Here is a 14810-nt window from a genome sequence, read left to right as displayed (position 1 = left end):
CATGTTTAGCGACTTCACATTACTGCTTCTTTCGATATTCATTCCGCTGTCCGCCGCGGTGGTGCTCTTTTTTGGTAAATCCTTGGGCAACTCCGGAGTCCGGCTGATTTCGGCCATAGGCTTCATGCTGCCTGCCGGAATTGCTGTCTACCTGTGGATGAAGTTTAACGCACAGGAGAATCTCATTGATGGCTTTGCCTATGTGGGGGGCTGTGACCTTGGGCTGCGCGAAAGCGTGGGCATCACACTTCTGCTCGGTCTCAATGGTATTTCTATGCCACTGTTCCTATTGGCAGGTATTGTAGGACTCGCTGCTGGCATCCATGCTATGTATTCTCAGGCTGAGCGCCTGCATCTCTACATGGGATTACTCTTAGTGATGCAAGCAGGGTTAATGGGTGTCTTCTGCTCGATCGACATCTTCTTTTTCTACTTCTTCCACGAACTCGCGCTGATCCCGACTTTCATCATGATTGGTCTCTGGGGGGGGGAGGGCCGCCGGGCCGCCGCGATGGAAATGACCGTTTACCTGACCCTTGGTGCCATGTTGTCGCTATTGGGCTTAATTGCTCTTTATGGTCAAACTGGTTGGGATACGGCCACTGGCTTCAGCTTGATTGGACTCCGGGATTACTTCGCTCATCACACGATTAGTGAGGCGGTGGAAAGTAACATCTTTGCGTTGTTACTCTTCGGCTTTGGTATCCTGGTTTCTCTATTCCCATTTCACTCTTGGGCACCGCGTGGCTATGCCAATGCACCTACGGCTAATGCAATGCTGCATGCTGGCGTGTTGAAGAAATTTGGGCTTTACGGCCTTGTTCAAATCGCTGCACCGCTTATTCCACATGGGGCATTGGCTTGGAACGATTGGATTGTCTGGCTTGCACTAGGCAACATCCTAATCATCGGTTTCGTGACGATTGCCCAGAGTGATCTGAAGCTAATGATTGGCTATAGCTCGGTCATGCACATGGGCTACATCTTCCTCGGGATTGCCACCATGTCAGTGGTGGGCATTGGCGGCGCAGTTATGCTTATGTTTGCGCACGGTATCTCTGTCGCACTGATGTTTGTGTTGGCTACTGCAGTGTTTAATCGAACGGGCACGTATGACATGAAAGCCATTGGGGGGCTGGGGCCGAAGGCACCGGTTCTGGCTGGCTTCTTTGTGGCCGCAAGCATGGCCTCAATCGGATTACCTGGTTTCGCTAATTTTTGGGGTGAGTTTACTATCTTTATTGCACTTTGGGAAAACCATCCTTGGGCGGTGGCTCCAGCGGTGTTTGGCGTGGTGATCTCCGCCATCTATGGCCTGAGAGCGGCGTCTAATATTTTCTTTGGTTCGCAAACCAAAGCATTCACGGATTCACTCGGACATCGGGAGATTGGCGACATCACGTTGGCTGAGCGCGCTCCTGCAACGATCCTGCTGGTAACATTGGCATTTATTGGTTTGTGGCCGATGGGGATTTCCCAATCGATCCAAAAGGCAGTGGAAGCTGATCCGGTTTACACACACGCCCCCGCCAAGCTTGCTGAAAGGGATAACGCTCCAGCTATCAATATTGCGGACACAGAGGCCTCGTTACCAGGAGGGCAATCGCTATGAATTACAACGGTTTTCAAGAGCTTGCTGCGACCAATCAATGGAGCGCGATTTGGCCCGAATTAAGCATGGCCGGCATCGGATTGCTGGTGCTTTGCCTCGATCTATTTCTGCCGTCATCGCGTAAGCGATTGATTCCTCTCGTCGCAATCTTCGGACAGTTGGCACTGCTGGCGGTCTTGGTTATGGGATGTGGCTGCGCGACCGAATCAACTGGGCCATTATTTGGCGGGATGATTGAGAGTGGGCCATACACACCTTACATGCGCGCCTTCTTTGTGCTCAGTTCGACATTGGTTTGTTATTTAGGAGTCTCTTACCTTTCTCGTCAGAATTTGCCACGCTCAGAGTTTTACCTGCTCACTATCTTCGTCAGCGGGGCAATGATGCTCCTAGTCCAGTCGAGCAATTTCGTGATGTTGTTTGTGTCTCTGGAGACAGTCACCATCGGCTTCTATGTGTTGGTTTCGTATTGCCGATATAGCCCGTTTTCGCTGGAAGCAGGACTGAAGTATTTGATCCTTGGTGCCTTGAGCTCGGCTATCCTGCTCTTTGGCATTGTCCTTCTCTACGGAGCGGCAAGTAATCCAGCCCTTGCGCAGTCGACTACCGATAGTATGAATTTCGCCGCATTGGGGAAATTCATAGCAGCGACGCCCGAGGAGCCATTGGTGCTTGTGGGGGCGGTTCTCGTTCTTTGTGGAATCTGCTTCAAGATTGGCGCTGTGCCTTTCCAAATTTGGGTGCCTGATGTCTATCAAGGGGCACCGACTCCCGTGACTGCATTTCTTGCTGTTTCCTCGAAAGCCGCTGGATTTCTGGTACTGATGAATCTAGTCGCCGGTCCTTTTGCTGCGTTGTCAAAGCTAACGGTGCCACTGCTTTCAGCGATCGCAATTATCACGATTCTCTTTGGGAATATCACTGCGTTGGGGCAACGAAACGTGAAGCGCGTCATCGGCTTGTCCGGTATCGCGCATGCAGGCTATTTGCTCGTTGGTGTTGTCGCGATGGCGGTCGGAGTGGCATTGGCACCTTGGGCGATCATCTTCTATCTATTTGCCTACTTGTTTGCGTCCTTTGCGGTTTTTGGAGTGATGGTGCATCTTGCAGGCGTCGAAGACGAAATCCAAGAAATCGATCATTATCAGAAATTGGCGGAGCGCCAGCCATTCTTGGCCGGAGTGCTTGCAATCGGCTTAGGGTCGCTCGCTGGTATACCGCCACTGGCTGGATTTATTGGTAAGCTTTTGCTGTTCATTGCTGCGTTTCAAGCTGAACTCTACACGTTGCTTGGTGCCGCGATTATCGGCGTGGTCATTTCGGTCTACTATTACTTTGGATGGATGCGTGAAGCGTTCTTTATCAAGCCTGCACTGCCAGGTGATGAAGCCCGCCCAAGCTATCCAATGCCGGGTGCCGTTGGAATTATCCATAAGCTTACATTAGGCCTGCTGGTCGTCATTACTGTGCTCATGGGGCTTTTTCAGCGTGGTATTTTTGGAGGTTAAATTCGAGTGACGGCATCAACCGTCCTTGAGGCCTCATTTTTTGCCCGGAACACCCTCGTGGTTTCACGGGAATTGATTGGTAAATATCTCTGTCGGCAAATGTCAGATGGTGAAATTCGACGTTGGAAATTAACCGAAGTTGAAGCTTATGACGGTCCAGAAGATCGCGCATGTCATGCTTGGAAGGGACAGACGCCACGTAATGCTGTGATGTTCGGCCCGCCAGGAGTGTTTTACGTTTATCTCTGCTACGGCGTGCACTGGATGCTTAATGTCGTAACTGGGCCGGTGGGTTTTCCGGCTGCTGTATTGATTCGCGGGGCAGGGGAGGTAATTGGGCCAGGAAGGGTGACAAAGTCGTTGGCGATTGATCGTATTCAGAATCAAAAGCCTGCACAGAAATCGACTGGGTTGTGGTTTGAGTCAGCTAAGGAAATTCCGGATCATGAGATTGAGACCACTCCTCGGATTGGAATCGGTTATGCATCTGAGCCATGGCTTTCTGCTCCATATCGATATGTGTGGCATCGGTAATTTAATTATTGGGTTCTGTGAGAGAACTGGCTAAGTTATAGGCATGAGCGAACACATCTACAAGAAAATCGAATTAACGGGTTCTTCACCGATTTCCACCGATGAAGCTGTCCGTAATGCAATTACTCGCGCCTCAAGTTCCATTCGAAATATGCGATGGTTTGAAGTCGTAGAGACCCGTGGTCATATTGAAGGGGGAAAGGTCGCACATTGGCAAGTGACGATCAAAGTCGGCTTCACTTTGGACGAATAAACGGCATCCCAAGCATCGAATAGTGCATGATTGCAGGTTGTTTCAAAAAATAAGGAAACAACCCACGCTTGCGCTGTTCACAAACACTAGTATGATTTCCTTCGTGAAATTTATTTTCCTTTCAATTATCGCGATTGTGACGCTGCCAGTTTTTGCTGAACGTGCGGTAATCACCTTGAGTGAAGGCAACACAATCAGTGGCTCTCTTGTTCACGAGCGCCCGACCAGTATTTACGTTGATCTTGGTTTTACGGTGCTCGAGATCCCTCGAGCTAGTATCGTTGGTATCGATATGGAAGGCACTGCTGCTGGTGGAGACGTATCCACCGTTGTTAATCATGGCCTTTTCCAAACGCTTACTGATCGGCAGGCTATGCCGATTGGGGATTGGGTTGATCGTTATGGAGAGGCAGTTGTGCTGATCAGAACCCCAACCGGGCTTGGTAGTGGTTTCGTGATTAACCCAGATGGCTATCTCATAACAAATGACCATGTCATTGCAGGTGAGCACGATATCTCAGTTACCGTTTTCAAACAGAAAGACAATTCGCTGGAGCGAGTGCAGTTTGATAACGTAAAAATAGTCGCGAGCAACCCAGGGGCTGACTTGGCCTTGCTCAAAATCGATCTGCTAGACAATGAAAAACTGACTGCGGTGCCGCTCGGAGAATCCAATGATTTAAAGCAGGGGCAGTCGGTGTTTGCAATCGGCGCACCGCTGGGCCTGGACCGCACAGTCTCTCAAGGGATTGTCAGCAATCGTAATCGCCCGATCGATGGCCGCGTTTTCATTCAAACGACAACCGAAATTAGCCCAGGGAACTCTGGAGGGCCGCTCTTTAATCTGCGTGGTGAGGTTGTTGGAGTAAACAACATGAAGGTCGTTGCGATGGGAGCTGAAGGCTTGGCCTTTGCAATCCCGGCTAATGTGCTCAAGTTTTTCTTGGAAAACAGAGATGCCTTCGCCTTCGACCCGCGTAATCCCAACACCGGCTTCCGCTATAACTCCCCTCCGTCGGCTGTAGTCAACGATTCATCGCATGATTAGAACCAGTTTGTTCATCGCGCTCGCGCTCTCCTGTTTTGCAGGAGTGGCAACGGCTAAGAATTATCTGGAGGATTACCTCCCCGAAACGACACTTTTCAGTTTTTCGCTGGATGATTCGACGTCTTTAGTCGCTGCGCTTGAGAATGGCGAGTTAAGCAAGCTTGTTTCAGAAGATCAGAAGGAGACTTGGCTGGAAGATATTAAGGAGCCTCTTGAAATAGGGGATGGTAAGCGTTTTAAGCTGCCTAATGGCGAAGAAGTTTCTATGAGTAATTTGAACGAACTGCTTAGTGGGCGGATTTGCGTGGCAGTTGTTTCCTTGGATGCGGAAAATGAGATGGAGCCTGCGATCGTCCTTATGGCTGATTTCGCGGGAGAAATAGATGCGTTAAAATTTCTTCAAATCTCAGATAGAGATGAGAGCTCAGACGAAGTTCTCTTGGTTGAAGAGGAGTATGCAGGAATAACGTTATTTACCGAGGAAATCGTCGGCCTTCCCAATGATGAATGGATGGCGGAATATTGGACTTTAGTGGACGGCATTGCAATCGAGGCAACATCCCTAGATCTACTTAAAAACACAGTTGATGCAGTTATTGATTCGAGAAATGAGGGGTTGGGGAATACCCCCGCGTTCCTACGTGCGATAGACCTTTCGTCTGACGCTCAAATGCGCGGATTTGTTAATTTGAAGTCTGGTACTGCCATTTTTCGCGAGTTTCTTGACAGTGATATAGGTGACCTCCCCATGAATCCTCTTGCGGTCACAAGCGATAGCTTATGGACCAGTTTGGCGCTCGATTCAATGGATGCGGTTTTTGTCTCTTTCGATTACGAAAGTCAGGATATGGAGAGCGTTTTTGGACTATTGTATCAGGAGCGAGCTGGGCTCTTAAGCATGTTGGCATATAGTCAAGACCCTGTCCGCTATCCACATTGGGTTCCCAAGGACGCAGTGGCGTCAACCGTTTCGATGATTGATTTTCCGGAAGTCTTCGCGGCCTTTGAATCGGTGATGAATATTATGAGTCCGAATTTCGGCTCCATGTTCCAACTGCAGCTGGATAATTTCCGTGAACAATCGGATATCGATATGCGTGAGTCGCTGATGAACAATTTCGGTGACCAATTTATATCATTTACGGTCTGGAAGGAGTTAGAAGAAGATGTTGCAGTCGCAATAGACAATGAGCAAAAGATTATCGCAATTCCTGTGCGTGATCCCCAAGCCTTTCAAAACGCAATCAAGGGCCTCACCGAAATATTCATGCCAGGCACCGAAGTGCTCACTGAAAGGGAATTCCTCGATCTGATCATCATCACTCCAGCCAATCACGGCATGGAAGACGCCCCATTTGGCTATGCGCTGGCAGATGGTTATTTGTTTCTTGCGATCGGCTCTGTGGATTTGCTTGAGCGCACGCTCTACCATGTGCGCGAGTCTAGTGAGGGACTTTGGAATCAATCTTATATCGTTGATGCATTGAGGCAATTTCCCCCGAATCCTGTCGAAAGTAACTACTTTAATCTGGGCACCGTTTTGGAAGAAATATTCAAACTATATCAAAACGAACTCAGTGACGATTTCGACTTCGATATGCCCGACTTTTCGGAAGTCGAGCTGCCGTATTACATGATTTCGACTGGCTATATTATTGAAGGTGCTCAACTGACCCGGGCCCGCATCTTACCCAAGAAACCGTAAAGCGATGCGTATTTTATTCATCTATTTTCTCTTAGCTAGCACGCTGTTTGCCGACAATGCTGCGGTTCAATTGACTGGTCCCGAAGTCATGAAACTTGATTGGGGCGTTCGTGCACTGGCAAAGGCGGATGTGGATCAAGATGGCCGGGAAGATATTGGCGTTATCAATAACGATCGTGCACGCGTCGAAATCTATTATCAACGCCCCCCCGGCGAGATCAGCACACATGGTCGCAGCCTGAAGCGAAACCGTTGGGAGCCCGTCCTCGAAGACTCGCGATTCGAGATGGAAGGCGTTGCTAGCGGTATTGCTATGTATGATTTGGAGATGGGCGATATAACTGGAGATGGTCTTCCTGATGTGGTCTACACGAGTAAAGATGAACCGCTCGTCGCAGTGGCGCAGTTGGAAAAAGGCGTATGGGCGGAGAAGCGGGAATATGATGGCCTGGAAGCTTTGCCATGGAACAGCACAATGAAGCTTGTGGAGTTGAGCGATGTCTATCCGGGGCTTGAACTCGTTGCACTGACAAAGAACCGTCTAGTGGTTTTCGCTTTTGATGAGAATGCCGATCCAGTTAAACTTTATGAAACCTATCGCATGGATAGTACTGGCATGGACTTGGATGTTCTTCCGGCGAAAGGAGATAAGCCGCTGCGTTTTTCCTACCGAGTACCTGGTTCAGTTCGTGCCTTGCGTATTATTGAATGGGACCCGGAGAATGGGCCAGGCGCTGAGCTTGCCTTCTCTCTTGATGCGACCTCGCCAAGTATTGCATGGATTGACCCTGCAGCCACGGACCCCGAATTAGTTCTTATTGAACCGCGGACAGGGCGTCTTCGTATCGAACGGTTGGAGAAATCTTCACCTGATTCGGGCGAGGATTGGCCACTTGAGTATTACTCAACCGGCGCTGAAACCGATTTCCCTGAAGCCTATGCACGAGGCGACTACAACGGTGATGGTATAGACGATCTTGCGGTGGCAGATGCTGCTAACGCTCAGATTTGGTGGCTGGAAGGCAATCCTGATGGGGGATGGAAAGCCCCCCGATCTTATCCGTCCTTTCAAGGAGTAGAGTCTCTGGCGGCTGCGGACATTGATGGCGATGGACAGTCCGAGCTTTTTGTCCTCAGTAAAAACGAAACAATTATTGGTCTGACGCGATGGAATGGTGATCGCTTTGTCTTCCCTCAGGCAATTGGTTTGTCGGGCGATCCTAAGAAAATTCTCTGGTTGCCCGAGAAACAACAATTAGTCGCGCTGACTAGTCAAAAGAGCGATCAGCAATTGGCATTTCTCGCTCAAACAGACAACGGCTGGACAATTGAAAAGCAGTTTACTCTGCCGGATGTGCGTCGGGAGCCCTCGGGAATTCTGCTGGCCGACCTAGACCAAAATGGCTCACAAGATCTGTTGATCACTATCCCGCGTGATGGAGCTAGGTATGTCGATTTAGCTATGGTTGATGGCTTGCCAGACGATCGAGTAAATGAAGCTATATTTGAGATAGACGGTTTGCGAGAGATTGATCTTTCCAATGTCGGATTAGGCGACATCAACGATGATGGTTTAGAGGAACTGCTTGTGGCTTCCGATGGTTTTGTGCGCGCTATTTATTTGGACACCGATAAGCGTCGGACAGTGCTTGATCAGTTTAATTCACGTTCAGGCAACGACCATCTATCGATACCACATTTGAGAGACATTGATGGAGATGGAGTTACCGAACTACTGATCTTTGATCAGCGCGATAAGAGCTTCCAAGTATTACGGCGGGATGATGCGGGCATTTACCGCTATACGCGCACGGTGAAATTTGGTGATTTCAATCCAATCGCACTCATGGATATGGGGGAGGGCAATCAAGACATGGTTTTGCTGGGGAAAACGGCATTGGTCCGGTCTCCACTTGGTGGAACGTGGGAAGCACTACGCACCGTGACGACCTATGAATCCGATCTTGACGATATTGTTTACAACCAAATTGCGATCGCAGAATTAAACCAGACTTCAGGTGCAGAGTTCATCCTCATCGATGGCCAAAATAACGTTTTGGAAATCATCAAGCGCACGCCACCAGATGGTTGGAAAAGCGCCCTTCATTTCAATGTATTTGAAGAAGACCTTCATTATGGTGGCCGAAAAGGCGCTCCATTAGAGCCACGTGAGGTCATTCTTGGCGATTTCACCAACGACGGGCTTCAAGATATCGTGCTACTTGTGCACGATCGCCTATTGCTTTACCCGCAGGGCGAAAATGAACTCGACGCAGGCAAAGCCGTCAACTGATTACGCCTATGACTTTGGCCAGGGACCCGTTACCGCGACCGTAAAGCCTGGGTTGTTTTGGACATTAAAAAAGAGCGTTTGCCCATCTGGCGAAAAACAGGCCCCTGCAATTTCTGAGCTATTGTAGACACATCGAGCAAAATGGTAGATTTCTCCAGTCGGCGTAACGCCTACCAGACGCTTATGAGGGGCATTGGAATCCTCGCAGAGTAAAACATCACCCCACGGAGCAATCACCAAATTATCGGCGTTCTGCATTAGGCTTGAATCGAGAGATTCGATAAAAAGCTCGAGCTGATCTGGGCGATCGTCTCGACTTGGATTAAAGCGGAAAATTTGGCCAAAAAGCTTTGGGCCGCCAGTTGTGCATGCAAAGTAAAGCTCATCACTTCCCATCCAGATTCCTTCAGTACGTGCGAATACAGCAGCGCCCTTCGCGTGTGCGCGGTGTCGCAGATCATTTTCAGGGGCCTCAACTTCATCCAGATCCACCCAATCGAGAGCATATGATTTATTGAGCGGGAATTCTGATGTAGCCCCCGGATTGTTACGCGTGTCGGTTGGTCCGTCCTTGATCACGAGCGCCTGCAGTTTGCCAGAGTCAAGTTTGCCGGGTTGGTCAGGAATGAACCTATAGAAGCAGCCGTCGCCCATGTCCTCAGTCTGATAGACAATGCCCGTTTGCGGATCAATCGCAACGGCTTCGCGGCGAAATCGTCCCATGGCCTTCAGGGGGGAGGGGGGCTCAATTGCGGGATCCGTTGTTGGCGTAACTTCAAAGGCAAAACCGTGATCCTCGCCGTATCCGTCTTTGACGGCGACTGTGGATTCTTCACAAGTGATCCATGTTCCCCAAGGAGTTGGTCCTCCAGCACAGTTGCGCTCAGTCCCAATTAATCGCAAGAACTCTTTCTCTACCTGTTTGGTTTCTGGATTATAAATCAATACAGTGCAGCCGCCAAGGCATGGCATCGAGTCGGTGCGAGCGTCATAAAGCAGCGCTGGATCGATTTGGCCATACCGCTCATTTAGTAGGCCAAAGGGCCCCATCGCTCGCCAAGGATACTCGTTTTCGTGGTTTCGAATGAGAATCACACGGCCATCAGGGCCAGGGAACGCAGCCATACCATCTTGACGCCCAGGCGAGAGTAGCCCATCGGCCATCGTCTGCCCAGTTTGGGAAATAATTTGGTAACTAAATCCTGCTGGTAGTTCTACTACTGAAGCTGAATCGCGCATGAGGGGGCCAAAGCCTGCCGCCGATTGACTCGGCCCTTGAGCCATCAGTTTTTGCAATCCACCAAAGCCGAGCGTAAGGACGCTACTGGATACTCCTATGGTTTGGATAAAACGTCTGCGATTTAGCATAGTTTAGAATCGTTCTTTTAGCTCGAAGTGTCTATGTTTTTCCTTAATCAGGGACTAAAGAACGTCGATAATACAATAATTACCTCATTTTCCATTGTGGTTGATTCCAACGTGGAACTTTAAACCTTTGCCTATTCATGTCCAGCGAACCCACGCTTAATATATATTTTGCGGGAGATCAGTTCACCCATAAAGATTTGATGGGCAATGCATTATTAGCAGAGGCGATTTCTGACATTTCAGATCACCGTTTTTGCAGTGTGTTACCACAAAATTTTCCCGAGGGTAAAAAGTCTCTGCACCGAGTTCGCGACGACAAGCTGTTGACCTTGCTTGAGTGCGATTTGGCTTTGTTTAATTTTGATGGGGCCGAAATCGAGGCAGGTGCAGTCGTGGAGTTTATGACGGCCAAGTTTGCAGATATTCCCACTGTCATTCTGAGGACTGATTCTCGAGGTCAGGATGAAGGTGAGCAACATCCATGGAGCCTCATGATGCACTTTTTTCCTCGTACCGAGGTTGAAGTACTCAATGCATCCGCGATTTACCAGAATGTGTTCGAGGAATTCCCAATGAGTGCGGCGGAAGACGTCTTGATTGAAGAGCGTAGTTCGGAAGTGGCACACACAATGGTTCGTGTTATTGCTCAAGCTGTCATTGACGCATTTGATCGTGTCCTTGAAACTCCATCAAGAATTGAACCTCAGGAAGCGCCACACGTCTACAGTTGGTTGGCTCGCTTCTTTGGAGCAGAAATTAGCTCGGAGGAATGTAATCGTATTTTGCAAAGAGCTATGGCTCGTAAGCAAAATCGAGGGCTGATACCCGTGCCAAAATCCTCGCCTATGCGAGATACTAAGCCCTCGGGTCTTTAGTCAGTAGATTTCTCTGTTGGCCTTTACCTTATCGACGGCGTTTAGCGTGCATTGTCTGTGCTTTACGACTCCAACTGAGGTCAAACCACAAATCTAGCGCTAGAACACCAAAAACAAATGCAGCGATACCATAAATAACGTGAACCAAGCTTAATGTTAAAACCATGTTACTTTTGTAACCTTTGCGTCACATTAGGTCAAGCGCATATATCGCTAATCTGCTATTACAATCGGTGATGTTGATCATGCCTCCTAACCTGCTCATTCACGCCCATCTCTTGGTAGTCTTCAGCGATCCTACGATCATGGTCGGGCTGCAGGGATTCGAACCCTGGACCTCGTCGTCCCGAACGACGCGCGCTACCAGACTGCGCTACAGCCCGTTGATTGGAGTTTTTTCTCAATAAATTGATTCTCACTAGCAAGCTCATTTTTGATGTCTAACTGAACATACGAAGACTCGACAGCTTGAACGAACTCTTTCAAAATGCATTCATGATTGCCTCAGATTTACTGACCTTTCCCGAGTCATTAGCCGTCTTTGCCGATTACTTTCCACTTGATGGAACTCCGTGGAGTTGGATTCCGCAAATAGAGCCTGCACTCGCGTCCTTTGACTGGTTACGCGCGCAGGGACATGCGGCGATACCAAAGGGCATTCATGTTAAGGGTAAAGTCTATATTCATCCGTCCGTTAAGTTGCCTCCGATGGCGGTGATTGAAGGCCCGACATGGATTGGAGCAGGAACAGAAATTCGGCCAAACGCATATATTCGAGGCAGAGTGATTATTGGCCAGAACTGTGTCGTGGGAAATGCCTGTGAACTAAAAAATAGTTTGCTACTCGATGGAGCTCAGGTCCCTCATTTCAATTACGTTGGTGACTCGATCTTGGGTGAAGGAGCACATTTGGGAGCTGGAGTGATTCTCGCAAATTTACGTCTCGACCAAGCAAACGTGCCCGTGAGGCTGCCTACAGGCTCTATGGATAGCGGTTTACGCAAGTTCGGCGCAATCTTTGGTGATCACGCTGAGGCGGGCTGTAATGCCGTTCTGCAACCAGGGACAGTTCTCGGTCGCAAGGCGGTGGTCATGCCCAGCATGCCTTTTGGTGGTTACTTACCAGAGGGAAAAATGGTCTATACGAAGACAGAAACTCGTATTATTGATCGGCGTTTTTAGGCGACTATTATCAGCTTTTCCGTAGTGCGTGGATGACTTCCTGATGCAGATAAGGATGCGCGGCAACGGCAGATGTTACATTGTGCAAGTTGGGAGCTTGCCCTTGCCAGTCAGTGATCATGGCTCCTGCACCTCGGATGACAGGGACTAGAGGAAGTAAGTCCCAAGGTGCGAGTATGGGATCAATCATGATATCTGCCCGACCAGTGGCTACGAGTAAATAGCCGTAGCAATCGCCCCATGTTCGGCGTAGATAAACCGACTGGACCAGCTTTTTTAGGCCAGGAATGTCGTCGGTCATCTCAATCAGATTGGGGTCTGTGGTTAGGAGGATTGATTTTTCAATCTCTAGTTGAGGACGGGCCTTAACGATTTTTCCGTTGAGAGTGGTTGTCTCGTTGTCACCGATTAGGCATTGCCTTAGGATCGGTTGATTGATGAGGCCCAAGATGGGTTCACCGTTGCGAAGCAGACCAATCAATGTGCCAAATAACGGCACATGTGACATAAAGGATTTCGTGCCATCGATAGGATCAAGTATCCACACAAATTCTGCATCTTCGTTTTCATTACCGAACTCTTCGGCGATGATACCATGATCGGGGAAACGCTTTTTAATCATTGCCCGCATTAGCTCCTCCGCTTCGCGGTCTGCGCGAGTGACCGGAGTATTGTCTTCCTTAAATTCGAGTCCGAGGTCATCGGTCTCCCAAATTCCACGAATTCGTTCGCCGCTGACATCGGCAAGCTGCTGAGCAAAGGATTTGAATGGTGCGAGGTCCATGGCAGTAGTGTTGCTTTCAGCGAATAAAACTCACGCTTAAAGATTCAAAACCAGTAAAATTTATGCTCATGCTGCGACTTGACTAACTCAGTTTCATGCTTCTGAATTTAGCAGCATGACTCGCCCTAATATCCTCTTCATTACTAGTGATCAGCAGCATTGGAATACGATCGGTAAGCATTTTCCCGAAGTCAAAACGCCGAATCTCGACCGACTCGCGAACGATGGATTGCTGTTCACACGTGCCTATTGCCCTAATCCAACATGCACGCCCACTCGCGCTTCATTGATCACAGGCCAGTTTCCAAGTCAACATGGAGCTTGGGCGTTGGGGACGAAGCTGCCAGAGACTGCAACGACGATAGGTGAGCTTCTACAAGCCGAAGGTTACGATTCATCGCTGATTGGAAAAGCACATTTCCAACCTCTGGAAAGCACTGATGAATACTCATCGCTAGAGTCCTATCCGCTGCTCCGTGATCTTGATTTCTGGCGCGGGTTCAATGGCCCATTTTATGGATTTAATCACGTGGAACTAGCGCGCAATCATTGCGACGAAGCCCATGTGGGACAGCACTATGCGCTTTGGATGGAGGAGAAAGGTTTACCTGATTGGAAGGATCACTTCCAGAATAAGTGGGGTCCTTTTGATTTTACAGATGGGAAGCCCAATGTAAGTCAACGTCATGCATGGACTTTGCCTGAGGAGTATCATTACGACAACTGGATCACCGAGAGGTCTATTGCGCGTATGGATCATTGTCGTGAAAATGATAAGCCTTTCTTCGTTTGGGCGAGTTACTTTGATCCGCATCCGCCGTATCTTGTTCCAGAACCTTGGGCCTCAATGTATGATCCAGCCGATGTTACCGTGCCACAAGCAATGCCGGGAGAACACGAAAACAGTGCTCCCTACATTCAGGAAACGCAGAAGCAAAAGCCGAATTTTGATTATCCGCCAGGAGAAGGAAATTGGAATCATGGTATGGGGAGTCATTTGCAAGATCGTGATGATTTGGCGAAGGACATCGCTGTTTACTATGGCATGATCAGCATGATGGATCACTACATCGGTAAGCTGCTGGATTACCTGGATGAGACAGGCCAACGAGAGAATACGTTAATCGTCTTTACGACCGACCATGGTCATTTCTATGGCCATCATGGACTCAATGCCAAAGGGCCGTTCCACTACGAAGATGAAATCCGCGTGCCGATGATCGCGAGCTGGCCAGGGCAGATTCCTGCTGGGGTCGAGACCGCCGCGTTACAAAGCTTGGTCGACATCCCTGTATCCTTCTTGAAGGCCGTTGGGGCACCAGTTCCAAATGATATGCAGGGCGTAGATCAGCTACGCGTATGGCGTGGAGAAGCGGACTCGGTTCGTGATCATTGTGTGGTGGAATTTCGCCAACAACCCACTGCGATTCACTTAAAGACCTACGTCAATGAGCGCTACAAGCTGACTGTCTACTACAACAAACCTTATGGGGAGCTGTTCGATTTACAGGAAGATCCTGGCGAATATCGCAATCTTTGGAACGATCCGGAGGCGGCGAACCTAAAGGCGGAACTAATGCAAAAACTGGTCTTTGCCGAGATGGGCAAGGAACCAATGTGGATGCCGCGTATCGCTGGAGCCTGATTT

At 49.2% G+C, this 14810-nt stretch carries 12 protein-coding genes and 1 tRNA gene; 10 read left to right on the top strand and 3 right to left on the bottom strand.

The features are described 5' to 3' along the window. The first annotated feature begins 1 nt into the window (after position 1). The 7 genes from IE065_RS16560 (at position 2) to IE065_RS16530 (ending at position 8953) form a co-directional block, all read left to right on the top strand. Positions 2-1612, top strand: a complete 1611-nt coding sequence (locus IE065_RS16560; protein WP_189517151.1) for a complex I subunit 4 family protein — start codon at positions 2-4, stop codon at positions 1610-1612. After that, positions 1609-3120: an NADH-quinone oxidoreductase subunit N gene (locus IE065_RS16555; RefSeq protein ID WP_189517149.1), complete on the top strand. Its 1512-nt coding sequence runs from the start codon at positions 1609-1611 to the stop codon at positions 3118-3120. The genes IE065_RS16560 and IE065_RS16555 overlap by 4 nt, the downstream gene beginning before the upstream one ends. 6 nt (positions 3121-3126) lie before the next feature. Further along, entirely contained in the window at positions 3127-3654 is a 528-nt protein-coding gene (locus tag IE065_RS16550) for a DNA-3-methyladenine glycosylase (protein ID WP_189517147.1), read from the top strand. Positions 3655-3697: 43 nt separating this feature from the next. Further along, the gene (locus tag IE065_RS16545) at positions 3698-3907 is read left to right on the top strand and encodes a dodecin (protein ID WP_189517145.1); all 210 of its coding nucleotides are present in this window, start codon (positions 3698-3700) and stop codon (positions 3905-3907) included. Between the two features lie 91 nt (positions 3908-3998). Beyond that, the gene (locus IE065_RS16540; protein ID WP_189517143.1) at positions 3999-4955 is read left to right on the top strand and encodes a S1C family serine protease; all 957 of its coding nucleotides are present in this window, start codon (positions 3999-4001) and stop codon (positions 4953-4955) included. After that, positions 4948-6660: a hypothetical protein gene (locus tag IE065_RS16535; protein WP_189517141.1), complete on the top strand. Its 1713-nt coding sequence runs from the start codon at positions 4948-4950 to the stop codon at positions 6658-6660. Before IE065_RS16540 ends, IE065_RS16535 begins: the two co-directional genes overlap by 8 nt. 4 nt (positions 6661-6664) lie before the next feature. Then, positions 6665-8953 (top strand): FG-GAP repeat domain-containing protein, encoded by a 2289-nt coding sequence (locus IE065_RS16530; RefSeq protein WP_189517139.1) that lies wholly within the window; start codon positions 6665-6667, stop codon positions 8951-8953. 6 nt (positions 8954-8959) lie between these two features. Here the strand turns inward: IE065_RS16530 and IE065_RS16525 are convergent, their stop codons facing one another. Next, positions 8960-10321, bottom strand: coding sequence for an alkaline phosphatase PhoX (locus IE065_RS16525; protein ID WP_189517137.1), 1362 nt, complete (start codon positions 10319-10321; stop codon positions 8960-8962). Positions 10322-10458: 137 nt separating this feature from the next. On the opposite strand from IE065_RS16525, the gene IE065_RS16520 reads away from it, so the two are divergent. Continuing rightward, on the top strand, positions 10459-11196 hold the full coding sequence (locus tag IE065_RS16520; protein ID WP_189517135.1) for a hypothetical protein: 738 nt from the start codon (positions 10459-10461) through the stop codon (positions 11194-11196). 306 nt (positions 11197-11502) lie between these two features. On the opposite strand, the gene IE065_RS16515 is transcribed toward IE065_RS16520, so the two are convergent. After that, positions 11503-11579 (bottom strand) — tRNA-Pro (locus tag IE065_RS16515). Positions 11580-11691: 112 nt separating this feature from the next. Between IE065_RS16515 and IE065_RS16510 the strand changes: the two genes are divergently transcribed. Further along, positions 11692-12378, top strand: a complete 687-nt coding sequence (locus tag IE065_RS16510; RefSeq protein ID WP_189517134.1) for an acyltransferase — start codon at positions 11692-11694, stop codon at positions 12376-12378. Positions 12379-12388: 10 nt separating this feature from the next. Here the strand turns inward: IE065_RS16510 and hisN are convergent, their stop codons facing one another. Further along, on the bottom strand, positions 12389-13162 hold the full coding sequence (hisN, locus tag IE065_RS16505) for a histidinol-phosphatase (RefSeq protein ID WP_189517133.1): 774 nt from the start codon (positions 13160-13162) through the stop codon (positions 12389-12391). A gap of 115 nt (positions 13163-13277) precedes the next feature. On the opposite strand from hisN, the gene IE065_RS16500 reads away from it, so the two are divergent. Continuing rightward, entirely contained in the window at positions 13278-14807 is a 1530-nt protein-coding gene (locus IE065_RS16500; RefSeq protein ID WP_189517132.1) for a sulfatase family protein, read from the top strand. Positions 14808-14810: the final 3 nt, after the last annotated feature.

The organism is Cerasicoccus arenae (genome assembly GCF_014651635.1).
Taxonomy (GTDB): domain Bacteria; phylum Verrucomicrobiota; class Verrucomicrobiia; order Opitutales; family Cerasicoccaceae; genus Cerasicoccus; species Cerasicoccus arenae.
This window is presented reverse-complemented; position numbering and strand designations above follow the sequence as displayed.